Source organism: Crocinitomicaceae bacterium (genome assembly GCA_016708105.1).
Taxonomy (GTDB): Bacteria; Bacteroidota; Bacteroidia; order Flavobacteriales_D; family Crocinitomicaceae; genus JADJGJ01.
The window spans coordinates 168,523-182,496 of record JADJGJ010000004.1 but is presented as its reverse complement, the minus strand read 5'-3'; the positions used below and the strand labels follow the sequence as shown (position 1 = coordinate 182,496).

The following is a 13,974-nucleotide window of genomic DNA, read 5'->3' as shown; positions in this document are numbered from 1 at the left end:
AATTGTTGGAAGGCGCGAAGATAATGATTTTCCTGCGCTTAAACGCACCCGGTATGTATGCGCAGGTGGCGACTTGCACATATGTGCGGAAATAAATCACAACAACGGATAGAAAGCATCTTCCAAATGCTCAAGTGTTTGCTCTTTACTATTTAAAATGATAGAGATAATATCAAAACGTGTTTCAACATCTAGATCTTTTTCATGGATATAAAAGTTGGCTGCTTTGATGAGTGCTTTTTGTTTCTTTTTTGTGACGGTAATTTCTGGTCCGGCTAAATAATTGCTGTTGCGGGTTTTAACTTCTACAATAATTAATTTGCCGTCTTGCATCGCCACAATATCTAACTCTGATTTTTTAAAAGTGTAGTTGCGTGCCAGTATCACGTAGCCTTTTTTCTGCAGGTATGCCGCCGCCATTTCTTCTCCTTCTTTACCTAATTCGTTGTGATCTGCCATAACCGGACAAAAATAACTTAAATTTGTATGTAACAACAGGTCATATTTTACGTTTCTACTATCATGAGAATTTCTGTTCTGATCGCTTTTCTTTTCTTGTTGCCCGCCTTGGCTAATGGTCAGAAATGGTCATCAAAAAGGAAATTCAGTACGCGTAAAAACACCCTGTATGTTTATTGGGGATACAACCGGTCAATTTACACAAAGAGTGATATAAATTTCGTTGGTCCGCAATACAATTTCATTGCTGAAAATGTAGCCGCATCAGACAGACCATCTAATAAACTCAACGAGTATTTTGCTCCAAACAAATTTACCATTCCGCAGTTCAATGTGCGCGTTGGATATTACTATGCTGATCATTGGGATTTTTCAATAGGGTATGATCACATGAAGTATGTCATGGATCCAAATCAGACACTTTATTTGAATGGGCACATTGAAACAAACAATAGTGAACTCAACGGTGATTATGATCAATCAACAGGCAAAATTCCAATTCGTTACGAAGACCTTCATTATGAAAACACCAATGGATTAAATTACATTTCAATTCAGCTTACCAATACAACACCGCGGTTTGAAACCCGTGACAGAAAATTTGCCATTCATCAAATTTTAGGCGGCGGCGGCGGGCCTGTGTTAACGCAAACAGGGTTCAATTGGGATGGAGTTGAGTACCAATCGGGCATGGCTATTACAGGTTATGGTTTGTCAGTACACGCCGGGGTGAGATTTGATTTTTTCAATCGCTTTTTTTTAATGTCTGATTGGTCAACGGGCTTTATTCATTTGCCACACAATAGAACAATTCAAAACGCACCTGACTATGCAAGACAAAAATTTGTTTTCGCTCAATGGGTATTAATGGGAGGCGTGTTTTTTTATATGCCGGCAATTAATGGGTGTGATTCATGTCCTGATTGGTAGACGCAAAAACAATCATTAATTTTACCACATGATTGATACGCACACTCATCTTTTTTTACCTGAATTTTCTGAAGATATTGAAGTCGTGATGCAACGCGCACAACAGCAAGGTGTGAGCAAATTTCTGTTACCTAATGTTGATATAGATACTATTGCACCCATGCATGCATTAGTTGATCAATTCCCTGAAACTTGTTTTGCCATGATGGGTTTACATCCGTGCAGTGTTACTGAAAATTTTGAGCAAGATCTTGTCATTATCAAAAACTGGTTTGCAAAAAGAAATTATTGTGCAGTAGGGGAGATTGGACTTGATTTGTATTGGGATAAATCTACACTTGCCATACAAAAACAAGCATTTATAATACAAACTGAGTGGGCAAAAGAAATGAGGCTGCCTGTTGTCATTCACGTGCGAGAAGCATTTGATGAAACGTTGGCATTGCTAGATAAAATGCACGATGAAAACTTATCTGGTGTGTTTCATTGCTTCACCGGAAGCATTGCACAGGCAAATCATATCATCTCGTATGGTAATTTTAAATTGGGTATTGGAGGTGTGGTGACTTTTAAAAACAGCGGATTAGATCAGGTAATAAAAGAAATTGACCTGAAACATCTGGTGCTTGAAACTGATTCGCCCTACCTTGCGCCGGTGCCTTACCGGGGTAAAAGAAATGAAAGCGGATATCTTCAATTAATTGCACAAAAAATTGCAGACATTAAAACCATAACGCTTGAAGAAGTGATTCAAACTACAACCAACAACGCTCTTGCAGTGTTTTCTACCGTAAAATAAACAAGACTTACCGTTGCCTCGTTTTAGCGTTTAACTTTGTAAAATCAATTGTTAATTTGTTCAAGAAATGAAAAACCCAAAGGTATTGATCATCTACACCGGTGGAACTATCGGCATGGTCAATGATCCTGAAAGCGGAGCGCTCAAGCCTTTTGATTTTGAACACTTGTATAATAGTGTTCCTGAACTTAGGCAATTTAATTACCGGCTTTCAGCTCATTCAATGAAGAATCCAATAGATTCCTCTGAAATGAATCCTGAGCTTTGGGCTGACATTGCGAAAACGATCTTTGACAACTATGATGACTATGATGGTTTTGTTGTGCTGCACGGCTCAGACACCATGGCGTACACCGCATCTGCATTAAGTTTTATGCTGAGTGGTATTAAAAAGCCGGTGATACTTACCGGATCACAATTACCCATTGGACAAATCAGAACCGACGGAAAAGAAAACCTGATAACCGCCATTGAAATTGCCGGAAAATTTGATACTGCCGGTGAGCCCATGGTGCAAGAAGTTGCGGTTTATTTTGAATTCCAATTATACCGCGGCAATCGCACAAGTAAACAAAGCACCAGCAATTTTGAAGCGTTCAACAGTTATAATTATCCCCTGTTGGCTGAGGCGGGTGTAGATATTAAATTCAACGAGGCTGCGCTATTGCGTAAAGGGTTCCAAAAACTTGAAATTTTCGCGAAACTTAACAATCGCGTGGGCTTAATTAAGCTTTATCCGGGTATGCCAATTGAGGCTTATGCATCAGTAATTGACATAAAAAACACAGATGGGGTAGTGATTGAAAGCTTTGGAAATGGCAATACATTTACTTCAGTAAGTTTTGAAAAGATGTTGGCTGATTATATGGCGGCAGGAGGATTAATACTCAATATTACCCAATGTGGCAAAGGAACCGTCAGTCCGGGAAAATATGAAACCAGCCTCATGTTTGTGCGCTTGGGTGCCATTTGCGGGTACGACCTCACAACTGAAGCCGCCGTAACCAAAATGATGTGTGTATTGGGCAGATTCACAGATATTTCAGACCGCAAAGCGTGGCTGGCTAAAAATATGTGCGGAGAATTTACTCTTGCTTAACCATGTTATCATTAGTTGAAAAATAGTTGTCAATCGTTGATAAAAAAGAAAAATTTGTACTTTAGCACCTCGCTTTCAAAAAATGAAGCGATTTTATTAAAACCAGTGAATAATAAATTTAAATAAGCAACAATGAAAAAAGTATTTGCATTCTTAGCAATTGCAGGGGTATTGACCCTCGGAATTACCAGTTACGCGCAGACAGAGACCGATTCTACTGTCGTTGACACCAACACGACTTCAGCAGTTGAGCCGGTACAAGGCGGTGAACAAAACCCTGCAGCAGCAGCACCAGCAACTGAAAACGACGGTGATTTCTCTCTAAGTACTGAATTTAAAGTACGCTTTATTGAGGGTGATCCAATTTGGATGGCGCCGGTATTGGTGTGTTTGATTTTTGGGTTGGCACTGGTAATTGAGCGTATTGTTTATTTAAATCTTGCAACTACCAACACGAAAAAATTGCTTGAAAAAATTGAAGCTGCGTTAAAATCAGGGGGCGTTGAAGCTGCTAAAGAAGTTTGCAGAAATACGCGCGGACCGGTAGCCTCTATTTTTTATCAGGGACTTGATCGTGCTGATGAAGGAGTTGACATGGCTGAAAAAGCGGTTGTGTCTTACGGTGGTGTGCAAATGGGTCTCTTAGAAAAAGGACTTTCATGGATTTCACTTTTCATTGCGCTTGCACCTATGTTAGGTTTCTTGGGTACTGTAATTGGTATGATTCAGGCTTTTGATGCGATTGCTACTGCAGGAACAATTTCTGCGTCAGTTGTAGCGGGTGGTATTAAAGTGGCCCTCTTAACAACGGTATTCGGTTTGATCGTTGCGATTATTTTGCAAATTTTCTACAATTACCTGCTGTCAAAAATTGATAGCTTGGTTAACAATATGGAAGATGCGTCAATTTCACTGGTTGACCTCATCTACAAACATAAAAACGGGTAATTAATCAATCTACTTTAAAGGTATGAATTCAAAAGTTTTTAGTCTTGCATCTTCTATCGTGGTTATTGCCCTGCTTGTTATTGGCGCAATACTGGGGTGGAATGCAATGAATACCGAAGCAACACTTGACCCCATTACCTTGCAGGTGACTGGCGATTATAGTGCTGTTAGTACTTCTGTGAACTACACCATGTTTTTGATGTACGCCAGTTTTGCATTGGTGGCCGTATTTATGGTTTGGGGTATTATCATTAACCCTCGTAAGTTTGTTTCTTCTGCAATTGGCGTAGGTATTATGCTGGTAATCTTTATTATTTGTTACAGCATGGCGAGTAGTGAACCTACCGGTGGTTTAGCTAAAACTCCGGGCGCAACAGAATTCTGGATTAAATGGAGTGATGTAGGTGTGTTGCTCACCTTTACTCTTTTTGGTCTGGCAATTTTATTGTTGGTGTTACAGGCTGTTCGTAGTCTAGTATCTGCAGTTACAAAATAATATTAAATAAGACCTGATTATGTCAAAAAGAAAAGTAGAAGAAATCAATTCAGGATCCATGGCAGACGTGGCTTTCCTTCTGCTTATCTTCTTCCTGGTTACTACTACAATGGAGGTAGATGCCGGTATTAGCCGTAACTTACCTTTGAAAAGAGACACGGAGATTGATATAGATCCGCCTAAAGTACACGATCGTGATATTTTGGTTGTGATGGCTAACTCACAAGATGAACTGCTGGTTGAAGGTGAATTCATGAATATTGAAGACCTAGAAGAGAAGGTGAGAGATTTTTATACTGTAAACATTAACGGAGAGCGCGATTTAACCATGCCTGCGTATGAACAAGTGAATCAGAATGTTTGTGCGACTAAAATTGCTGAATTCCAATTACAACTGGAAGGAGCTAATGCAGCCACCACGGAATTTTTGAACGGGGAAATTGCTAAGTGGGAAGATAAGATGGCGTTGGTTAAAGAGATTGGTCCTTATCAAGAGATGTCCAACTCAGCCTTTATTCAATTGAAAAATCAATCCGGTACTACTTATGGTTTGTACATTCAAATTCAGGATATTTTGAAGAAAGTAGTGAATGAACTACGTGATGAAAAATGTCAAGAATTATGGCAAAGAGGTTTGAAAGAACTGGATAAAGAAAGCGAAGACGATAAGAAAAAACTGGAAATGCTTCAAATTTTGGTTCCTGAAAGAATTATTGAAGCAAAAATTGTGATTTAATACTATGGGAAAATTTAATAAAGGAGGAAGTAAAGGGTTGCCTGCATTAAGCACCGCGTCTTTGCCTGACATTATTTTCATGCTTTTGTTCTTCTTCATGGTGGCTACAACAATGAAGGAAGTGGATATGCAGGTTGAGGTGAAAAAACCGGGTGCATCACAGGCAGAGGAGTTGGAAAATAAAGACATGGTTGATTTTGTTTATGTTGGTTTTCCAATGAATTCAAGTGAAGGTACTGAGCCACGTATTCAGTTAGATGACCAATTAGCCTTGGATTACTCACAGGTTGGTCCCTGGAAATTATCAAAAGCACGCGAGGGTAGAACAGTATTTGACATTGTTACTTCACTGAAAGTACATGAAGATGTTGGTATGCGCATTGTGTCTGACATTAAAGAAACCTTGAGAAATATTGATGCGGTAAAAATTAATTATTCTGCTGACAAGCGTTAATTAATGCAGAAAGAAATAGCATTTAGCCCGTTCATTTGAGCGGGCTTTTTTATTTATACTTGTGCCAAGTCAGGCCAGTAAAACAAGACAATAATTTGCGTGGCGTTGAATAAAAAATGGAAAATCATTCCATAGATTAATCTACCAGAATAAAGTCTGAGATATCCTAATAAAGCGCCCATACAGGTCATTGCAATTAAGTTGATGGGTTGCCAGTGAATGCCCGCAAAAAGTAATGCAGAAAACCAGACTATAAAATGTGGATTTAAATTAGATAATTTCAGGTATGAAAATAAAACACCTCTGAAAACTAATTCTTCTCCAATAGCAGGCAATAACGCAAAAACCAAAACAGACAGCATCACCAAACCGGTTGATGGTTGCGTGAAAAGCTCAAACACATCTTGTTGTCTTGCGTATTCTGCTTCAATGATATGATAAGCATTAGCTTGTTCAAAAAGATAAAAACCAAATTGAGCCAAATAATCAGTTATCATCATGCCGGGCACGGTAACGGCAAGTGCAATGAAAAAATATTTCCAACTGAATCTGGTGTTTTCAATCAAATTTTTAAACGAGGATTGTATGGCGCGTAGAAAAACAAATACCACACCTAAATGCATGATGGCGTGGGTAATTCCGGTGAGAAAAACAATTAACCAAGCAGGCGCCTCTGCGTTGGGGTCAGCTTGTGATGAGAAATAATTCATCAGCACCAATTGTGAAACTAATTGTCCAAGAAAACCACCGGCAAAGTACATGAATACAAACAAGAGTAGTATGTGACTTTGACTAAAATTGGGTTTCATTATTGAAGGATTAATTTTCGTTCAGCGTCCAGCTTGAGTAGAATAAAAAACATCACAGAAAACGACATAACCGAGGACCCTCCATAACTAAAGAAAGGAAGCGGAATACCAATTACAGGCGCAAGACCAATGGCCATGCCCACGTTAATCATAAAGTGATAAAAGAAAATGCCCAAGGTGCAATAGGCAAATATGCGTGTAAAATCAGATCGCTGTCGTTCAGCAATAATGATAATTTTAATGAGGAGAAAGGCATAAATCAAGACTAAAAAGGCTGACCCTATAAAGCCATGTTCCTCACTCCAGGTACAAAAAATAAAATCAGTACTCTGCATGGGTACGTGTCCCTGGTTTTCATTCGCCAGCGTGGCTTTCATATAACCCTTACCAAAAAATCCACCGGAACCAATGGCGGCTTTTGCGCGGTTGATATTATATCCTTTACCGTCTGGATCATCTATTTTACCCAGCACCAAATCAATCCGTTCTTTTTGGTGTGACATCAAAATTTTTGAATAACCAATCTCAATAAAATTTACAAATATCACCGCAACAACCAAACTACCAATCAATGAGCGATACAGCGGTGGACGATTGCGAGGCAATACCATGGCGCGAATGATGAAGAAAAATATCAGACCCAAAAGAACTAATGAAATAATAATGCCCGCCTTACCACTTAATTTAATCACTAAGCCGGGCACCATGAAAGATGAGTCGGCAACTATTAAGGTAATCACCGCGATAATGACAGCCACAATAATAAATAATAAGATATTGCCGGCATACCCTTCACGATAGAGAACTAAAATAAATGAAGTAAACACGATGAAAGTTCCGGCGTCAGGTTGCATTAAAATTAATCCGGCAGGAAGGAGTAATAAAAGATACAAAGGAGAAAGCCCTCTGATGTTTGAAAGACTTCCAAAAAGTTTTGATTTATTATTTCGTGCTGCTAAGCGATGATGATCACTTGTGCTGAGATATTTTGCAAGCGCTAATGAAACACCAATCTTGGCAAATTCAGCAGGCTGAATACCAAAACTTCCAATACCAAACCAGGCGCGTGCACCATGTACCGGGGGCGTAAACAACACAAAGACGAGCAGAACAATGGTTATCCAATAAAACCAATAAGCATACTTTTTTATAAAACTTGTTTCAAGAAATAGAATAGCGACACCTAAAAAAATTGAAACCCCAATCCAGGTAATTTGTTTTCCGTGCTGGGTAATCTGATCAAATAATCCCGGATGTTCAGGATCATATACTGAGGCATAAATATTGATCACACCAAGTATGGTGAGTAATAAATAAACTCCCACCATGCTCCAGTCTAAACTAGCAAAACTATTTTCACTTTGACCTCTCAACGACGGCGTTTTTTTGGTTGTTTTGGTGGCAGAATATCGCTGGCATCCGGAATAAGATTTGCATTCAAAATGCGATTTTCTTTTACTGTATCTGAAACCGTTCCGGTTAAATATTTTTCAATCATCAAACTGGCAAGCGGGGCAGCCCAGGTACCGCCAAAACCTGTGTTCTCAATGTAAACATAGATAGCAATTTTTGGATTATCCATTGGAGCAAAAGCGGTGAAAATGGAGTGGTCAGTCATTTGGTGGGTGACTCCGTTAATCCGTTTAAAGTTTTCAGCCGTACCGGTTTTTCCACAAATTGCTATGCTGTCTAATTTGGCCCTGCTCCCTGTACCACCCGGTTCATGCACAACCCGATACATGCCATCAATGATAGGGGCAAACCACTGTGAATCCACCATGCAATAATTTTTCTGATAGTAAATGTCCGGAATTGGTCCACCGTCAATTGATTTAATAAAGTGAGGATAATGGTAGTAACCTCTATTGGCAATAATGCAGGCAAGATTCGCCATTTCAAGTGATGTCACCAGCACCTCTCCTTGCCCAATTGCAATGGAATAAATACTTTCAAATTGCCAACGATATTGCCCATGGTAATTATCATAAAATGCAACATCAGGCACGTAACCGCGCACGTGTCCGGGGAAATCAACATTAAGACCAGATCCAATTCCAAAACTTTTCACATACTTGGTCCACACCTCTAATCCTATGGCCGCATCTTTAAAACCATTAGTTGATTTTCCTTGGTGAATAATGCGTTTGGTAATTTGATAGAAATAAGGATTGCAAGACATCTTCACGGCATCACTTACTGAGCCGGCAGAACCGTGATTGTGACATCCCACTAAATTTTTATTACACGGAAAACCTGATTCAGGTGTTATTACACCTTCTTGCATGGCAATAAGCGCCATAATTAATTTAAAAGTTGAACCCGGAGGATAAGTTGCTCCCAACGCACGGTTATACAAAGGCAACAACGTGTCTTGATGAAGTTGCGTGTAGTTTTCACCCAGTCGTCTACCAACTAATAAATTGGGATCATAGGTTGGAGCAGAAACCATAGCTAATATCTCTCCTGATTCCGGTTCAATGGCAACTACGCAGCCCAGTTTGTTTTGAAATAAACGCTCACCATAGGCTTGTAGTTCCCAATCAATACCCAGTGAAATGCTTTTGCCTTGCTCGGCAAGGGTGTCATATTTTCCGTTTTCATAACGTCCGGTTTCAACACCAATAGCGTCTTGCAAATAATATTTTACACCCCTTTTTCCGCGCAATAGTTCTTCATAAGATCGTTCAATACCCATTCTGCCGATAAAATCACCCGACTTGTAATATGGGTTTTTACCAATGTCTTCATCATTCACTTCATTCATATAACCCAACACGTGGGCTCCGCATTTCTTTGGATAGACACGCAGTGTTCGTTCAGCTTCAAATATTCCGGGATACTTATATAATTCAGGCGCAATGAGTGAAAATTCATCAGGCGGAATCTGCGTAACTAAATCAGATGCTTTGCGCTTGCTGTACTTGCGCGCGGCATTCATTTTTTTTACATATTCATCCATTGAAATATCTAGCAATTTTACCAGTGAAACACTGTCAATATCTATTGCCTGATTAGGTACCACGCGCAAATCGTAATACACTACGTTGCTTATCAATTTTTCTCCGTTGCGGTCGTAAACCACACCACGTGCGGGCTGGGTGATTACTTTGTTTTCAGAAATTTCTGCAGCACGATCTTTCCACTGATCATCTATTACCTGCATGTAAAAAAGTCTCACCAGAAAAATGAACGAAACCAAAATCACCATGAGGGCAATGATATATTTTCGGCTGTCGTTATTCATCGTTTAGAACGGGTGTAGAAAAGATACTGCAAAAGAACAATTAACACAAGAGAGAAAATGGTGCTGAAAAATGTTTTCGCAATCAGAAGAAGAATTGAATCAAAACTAAAAATTTCAATGGTAAAAAACCAAAGATGATGAATGACTAAAAATAAAGTTGCGTAAGAGAAGAACCAGAAAACACCCATGTCATGAATAGTTGGGAACAGCGATGAATCATACCCGTCACGCGGCTTGATGTAACGCAGAATGGTTGGTCTGAAATAGCCTATCACTAAGGTCGCTGAGGTATGTAAGCCAAACGTATTACTAAAAGCATCTACAGAGATGCCAACCACAAAAGCAATGATAATGGTAGTCAATACACCCAACTCAAATGGTAAGACTAAAATCAACAAAGGGTATACCATTGGATTTACAAATTCATGTACTTCCATATTGTTCACAACCAAACCTTGGATGAGTACAACCAGAATAAAAACCAGAATATATTTTAGCCAGCGATTATTCATTTTCAAGTAATCTTAGTTCCAGATCTTGTTGCTCTTGCTGCATGAGGTTTTTGATCACGTATACATGATAAACGGCACTGAAATTTACCGCCAGTCTAATGTTTACATCCCAGGTTTGTTTGCCATCTTGTGAGATCAATTCTTCAACAATTCCAACCGGCAATCCAATTGGGAACATGCCACTGCCGCCACGGGTTACTACGGTATCACCAACAGCAATATCAATATCTCTGTTTACCCCGTTAACCTGTGCTATGTCATGGTCCATGCCATCCCATTTGAGCAACCAGTGTTCATTATTTTTTTTCAGTTTAACCGGGATGTTGATGTTTTCAGATAGCACAGTTTTTACTATTGAAAAATGTTCAGACACATCAAGCACAAAACCTACAATACCCTTGTCTGAAATTACTCCCATACCATTTTCAATACCGGCGTCAGAACCTTTGTTGAGTGTGAAAAAATTGTTTCTTTTAGTATCAGTGCTGTTAATTACCTCTGCCGGAAAATATTCGTACTGCTGCTTATATAAGGTATCATTCACGTAATAAATTCTGCCTTGCAATTGATAGAAACTTTCAGGCATACGATTACGCAGTACGGCGTTCTCATAGCTCAGGCGCTCATTGGCATCAGTAAGACTGAAGTGTTTGGTGATATTGTGTTTCTTCTCAACAAACCAACCCACAACCGCTGATGAGGTATTGAAAAGTTTAGCGCGATGATAATGCTTAGAATTGAAAAAGATACCAAGCACAAATATCTGCAACACTACCAGGATTAGAAAATCCCTGAATCGTCGGAGAAATTTGAACAGGTTGCGCATTCTGCATGGTGCTTAATTTGGTACAACTTAGCGCATCAAGAACTGGAATCGGCCAATATTTTTCAGCGCAATGCTTGTTCCGCGTGCTACCGCTCTCAAAGGATCTTCAGCAATGTGTACCGGTAGTTTGGTTTTCATGGAAATTCGTTTGTCCAAACCGCGCAACATTGAACCACCACCGGCCAAATAAATTCCGGTTTTGTAAATATCAGCAGACAATTCAGGCGGTGTCATTTCAAGTGCACTGAGAATAGCTTCTTCTACTTTACTAATACTTTTATCAAGTGCATGCGCAATTTCAGAATAGGTAATGAGAATTTCTTTTGGAATACCGGTCATTAAATCTCGTCCGCGTACGGCATAAGGAGGCGGGGCCTGATCACCCAAGTCAGTAAGCGCTGAGCCCACTTCAATTTTAATTTGTTCAGCGGTGCGTTCACCAACCAGAATGTTGTGTTGACGACGCATGTACTCTTCAATATCACTGGTGAAATCATCTCCAGCAACACGAATAGATTTATCACAGACAATACCACCCAATGCGATAACGGCAATTTCAGAAGTACCACCACCAATGTCAATGATCATGTTGCCCATTGGCTCTTCAACATCAATTCCAATTCCTATTGCTGCGGCCATGGGTTCATGAATCATGTACACTTCTTTTGCTCCGGCATGTTCAGCCGAGTCACGTACCGCACGTTTCTCAACCTCTGTAATACCTGAAGGAATACAAATAACCATGCGCAAAGAAGGGGAGATGAGTTTGCGTTTGCTGGTTATCATCTTTATCATACCACGGATCATTTGTTCAGCTGCCTGAAAATCTGCAATCACACCATCTTTCAGCGGCCTAATGGTTTCAATCAGTTTGTGGGTTTTACCGTGCATCTGTTGTGCAACCTTTCCGATAGCAACTATTTTGCCGGTTTGAATGTCTTTGGCCACAATTGAAGGCTCGTCAACAACAACTTTGTCATTCATGATGATAAGTGTATTAGCCGTTCCCAAGTCAATGGCAATCTCCTGTGTTAAAAAATCAAATAACCCCATGTCTGTTTTCTTTGTCCTATTTTACTGAATTTTCTTGTTTTAGTTACTCTGTTACAGAGCTTTTTAGACTAATGGCTAAATTCTAATGTTTAAAATGTCGGTTACCTGTGAACACCATGCTTAAGCCGTGTTCGTTGCAATAATCGATTGAAAGCTGATCTTTCACTGATCCGCCCGGCTGCACCACAGCAGTTATTCCGGCCTTATGCGCAATTTCAACGCAATCAGGAAAAGGGAAAAAAGCATCTGAAGCCATAACCGCCCCGTTCAAATCAAAACCGAAAGAATTTGCTTTATGTATTGCCTGACGCAATGCATCAACGCGTGATGTTTGTCCGGTTCCGCTAGCAAGTAATTGTTTGTTTTTAACCAAGACAATGGTGTTAGATTTAGTGTGCTTGACCAGTTTGTTGGCAAACAGCAAATCTTCAATTTCAGATGTGCTTGGTTTGGTATTAGTGCGACTTTCAAGGTTTGATGCATTCTCTGTGATTGCATCGCGGTCTTGTTCTAATACTCCATTGAGAGCGGTGCGGAATAATTTAGCAGACAATGCAACCGGTTTTTGTATCAGAATTACGCGGTTCTTTTTTTCTTTGAGAATTTCTAAGGCTGCGGTGTCATAACCCGGCGCAATAACCACTTCACAAAAAAGCTCGTTCATTTCTTTTGCCGTTGCAACATCTATTTTTGTGTTGGAGATTAAAATTCCGCCAAATGCTGAAACCGGATCTCCGGCAAGTGCTGCAAGATATGCTTCAGATAGGGTGCTGCGACTTGCAAATCCGCATGCGTTGTTGTGTTTCAGAATTCCAAATGATGGCCCGTCTTTTTTATAATCTTCCATCAAATTCACCGCAGCATCAACATCTAGCAAATTATTGTATGATAATTCTTTGCCGTGTAACACATCAAACATAGCATCTAAATCACCATAGAAAACGCCCTGTTGATGAGGGTTTTCACCGTATCTTAAAATTTTTGAAACAGCAATGCTTTCTTTGAAAACCGGTTTTTTATTTTGATTGAAATAACGGAAAATCTGGCTGTCGTAATGAGAAGAAACGTGAAAAGCAAACATGGCAAATTCTGTGCGTTGTTCATGTGTTGTTTCTGCAGATGATTTAAGAATTTCAAGCAAGGCGGGATACTGATCTTTAGAAGGAATTATGACCACATCATCATAGTTTTTCGCCCCGGCACGAATGAGAGAAATGCCGCCAATGTCTATTTTCTCAATGATGTCAGCATGTGAAGCGCCTGATGAAACTGTTTTTTCAAAAGGATATAAATCTACAATGACAAGATCAATTTCCGGAATTTTATATTCTGTCATTTGTTGCTGATCAGTGGAATTATCACGACGGCCCAAAATGCCGCCGAAAACTTTTGGATGAAGTGTTTTCACACGACCACCCAAAATGGAAGGATAGGATGTCAAATCTTCAACACGCTCAACAGGTATTTGGAGGTTCTCAATAAATTCTTGTGTGCCTCCTGTAGAATAAATGACTACTCCGTAACGGTGCAAATGCCTGACAATAGGCTCAAGCCCATCTTTGTCATAAACAGAGATTAAGGCGCTTTTAATACGTTTTTTATCCGCCAT

Annotated in this window: 15 protein-coding genes; 7 read left to right on the top strand and 8 right to left on the bottom strand. The window is 39.7% G+C overall.

From position 1 onward, the window contains the following. Window positions 1-96: 96 nt before the first annotated feature. Window positions 97-459, bottom strand: a complete 363-nt coding sequence (locus IPH66_16640; protein ID MBK7130972.1) for a YraN family protein — start codon at window positions 457-459, stop codon at window positions 97-99. A 63-nt stretch (window positions 460-522) separates the two neighbouring features. Between IPH66_16640 and IPH66_16635 the strand changes: the two genes are divergently transcribed. The 7 genes from IPH66_16635 (at window position 523) to IPH66_16605 (ending at window position 5,921) form a co-directional block, all read left to right on the top strand. Further along, window positions 523-1,389 carry a hypothetical protein gene (locus IPH66_16635; GenBank protein MBK7130971.1) on the top strand — a complete coding sequence of 289 codons (867 nt, stop codon included), beginning with the start codon at window positions 523-525 and terminating at the stop codon, window positions 1,387-1,389. 28 nt (window positions 1,390-1,417) lie between these two features. Further along, window positions 1,418-2,188, top strand: coding sequence for a TatD family hydrolase (locus IPH66_16630; protein ID MBK7130970.1), 771 nt, complete (start codon window positions 1,418-1,420; stop codon window positions 2,186-2,188). A 67-nt stretch (window positions 2,189-2,255) separates the two neighbouring features. Beyond that, the gene (locus IPH66_16625; protein MBK7130969.1) at window positions 2,256-3,287 is read left to right on the top strand and encodes an asparaginase; all 1,032 of its coding nucleotides are present in this window, start codon (window positions 2,256-2,258) and stop codon (window positions 3,285-3,287) included. A 132-nt stretch (window positions 3,288-3,419) separates the two neighbouring features. Next, window positions 3,420-4,235, top strand: a complete 816-nt coding sequence (locus IPH66_16620) for a MotA/TolQ/ExbB proton channel family protein (protein ID MBK7130968.1) — start codon at window positions 3,420-3,422, stop codon at window positions 4,233-4,235. Window positions 4,236-4,257: 22 nt separating this feature from the next. Next, window positions 4,258-4,731 (top strand): hypothetical protein, encoded by a 474-nt coding sequence (locus IPH66_16615; GenBank protein ID MBK7130967.1) that lies wholly within the window; start codon window positions 4,258-4,260, stop codon window positions 4,729-4,731. A gap of 19 nt (window positions 4,732-4,750) precedes the next feature. After that, window positions 4,751-5,467: a biopolymer transporter ExbD gene (locus tag IPH66_16610; protein ID MBK7130966.1), complete on the top strand. Its 717-nt coding sequence runs from the start codon at window positions 4,751-4,753 to the stop codon at window positions 5,465-5,467. 4 nt (window positions 5,468-5,471) lie between these two features. Beyond that, on the top strand, window positions 5,472-5,921 hold the full coding sequence (locus tag IPH66_16605) for a biopolymer transporter ExbD (GenBank protein ID MBK7130965.1): 450 nt from the start codon (window positions 5,472-5,474) through the stop codon (window positions 5,919-5,921). 53 nt (window positions 5,922-5,974) lie between these two features. Here IPH66_16605 and IPH66_16600 read toward each other — a convergent pair whose 3' ends face one another. From IPH66_16600 to purH, 7 genes are all read right to left on the bottom strand, one after another. Continuing rightward, window positions 5,975-6,730 carry a CPBP family intramembrane metalloprotease gene (locus IPH66_16600; protein ID MBK7130964.1) on the bottom strand — a complete coding sequence of 252 codons (756 nt, stop codon included), beginning with the start codon at window positions 6,728-6,730 and terminating at the stop codon, window positions 5,975-5,977. Further along, entirely contained in the window at window positions 6,730-8,103 is a 1,374-nt protein-coding gene (rodA, locus tag IPH66_16595; protein ID MBK7130963.1) for a rod shape-determining protein RodA, read from the bottom strand. Before rodA ends, IPH66_16600 begins: the two co-directional genes overlap by 1 nt. Then, entirely contained in the window at window positions 8,100-9,974 is a 1,875-nt protein-coding gene (mrdA, locus tag IPH66_16590) for a penicillin-binding protein 2 (GenBank protein MBK7130962.1), read from the bottom strand. Before mrdA ends, rodA begins: the two co-directional genes overlap by 4 nt. Then, entirely contained in the window at window positions 9,971-10,486 is a 516-nt protein-coding gene (locus tag IPH66_16585; protein MBK7130961.1) for a hypothetical protein, read from the bottom strand. Before IPH66_16585 ends, mrdA begins: the two co-directional genes overlap by 4 nt. After that, complete coding sequence (gene mreC, locus IPH66_16580; protein ID MBK7130960.1) at window positions 10,479-11,312, bottom strand: rod shape-determining protein MreC; 834 nt, start codon at window positions 11,310-11,312, stop codon at window positions 10,479-10,481. Before mreC ends, IPH66_16585 begins: the two co-directional genes overlap by 8 nt. 27 nt (window positions 11,313-11,339) lie before the next feature. Beyond that, the gene (locus IPH66_16575; protein MBK7130959.1) at window positions 11,340-12,365 is read right to left on the bottom strand and encodes a rod shape-determining protein; all 1,026 of its coding nucleotides are present in this window, start codon (window positions 12,363-12,365) and stop codon (window positions 11,340-11,342) included. A gap of 82 nt (window positions 12,366-12,447) precedes the next feature. Next, window positions 12,448-13,974, bottom strand: coding sequence for a bifunctional phosphoribosylaminoimidazolecarboxamide formyltransferase/IMP cyclohydrolase (purH, locus tag IPH66_16570; protein ID MBK7130958.1), 1,527 nt, complete (start codon window positions 13,972-13,974; stop codon window positions 12,448-12,450).

Excerpts from the sequence above, each read along its gene's own strand:
- IPH66_16605 (MBK7130965.1), top strand. The coding sequence starts at position 5,472 with ATGGGAAAATTTAATAAAGGAGGAAGTAAAGGGTTGCCTGCATTAAGC.
- mrdA (MBK7130962.1), bottom strand. The coding sequence starts at position 9,974 with ATGAATAACGACAGCCGAAAATATATCATTGCCCTCATGGTGATTTTG.
- IPH66_16610 (MBK7130966.1), top strand. The coding sequence starts at position 4,751 with ATGTCAAAAAGAAAAGTAGAAGAAATCAATTCAGGATCCATGGCAGAC.
- purH (MBK7130958.1), bottom strand. The coding sequence starts at position 13,974 with ATGGCGGATAAAAAACGTATTAAAAGCGCCTTAATCTCTGTTTATGAC.
- IPH66_16575 (MBK7130959.1), bottom strand. The coding sequence starts at position 12,365 with ATGGGGTTATTTGATTTTTTAACACAGGAGATTGCCATTGACTTGGGA.
- IPH66_16640 (MBK7130972.1), bottom strand. The coding sequence starts at position 459 with ATGGCAGATCACAACGAATTAGGTAAAGAAGGAGAAGAAATGGCGGCG.
- IPH66_16630 (MBK7130970.1), top strand. The coding sequence starts at position 1,418 with ATGATTGATACGCACACTCATCTTTTTTTACCTGAATTTTCTGAAGAT.
- IPH66_16585 (MBK7130961.1), bottom strand. The coding sequence starts at position 10,486 with ATGAATAATCGCTGGCTAAAATATATTCTGGTTTTTATTCTGGTTGTA.
- IPH66_16615 (MBK7130967.1), top strand. The coding sequence starts at position 4,258 with ATGAATTCAAAAGTTTTTAGTCTTGCATCTTCTATCGTGGTTATTGCC.
- IPH66_16625 (MBK7130969.1), top strand. The coding sequence starts at position 2,256 with ATGAAAAACCCAAAGGTATTGATCATCTACACCGGTGGAACTATCGGC.
- IPH66_16600 (MBK7130964.1), bottom strand. The coding sequence starts at position 6,730 with ATGAAACCCAATTTTAGTCAAAGTCACATACTACTCTTGTTTGTATTC.
- mreC (MBK7130960.1), bottom strand. The coding sequence starts at position 11,312 with ATGCGCAACCTGTTCAAATTTCTCCGACGATTCAGGGATTTTCTAATC.
- IPH66_16635 (MBK7130971.1), top strand. The coding sequence starts at position 523 with ATGAGAATTTCTGTTCTGATCGCTTTTCTTTTCTTGTTGCCCGCCTTG.
- IPH66_16620 (MBK7130968.1), top strand. The coding sequence starts at position 3,420 with ATGAAAAAAGTATTTGCATTCTTAGCAATTGCAGGGGTATTGACCCTC.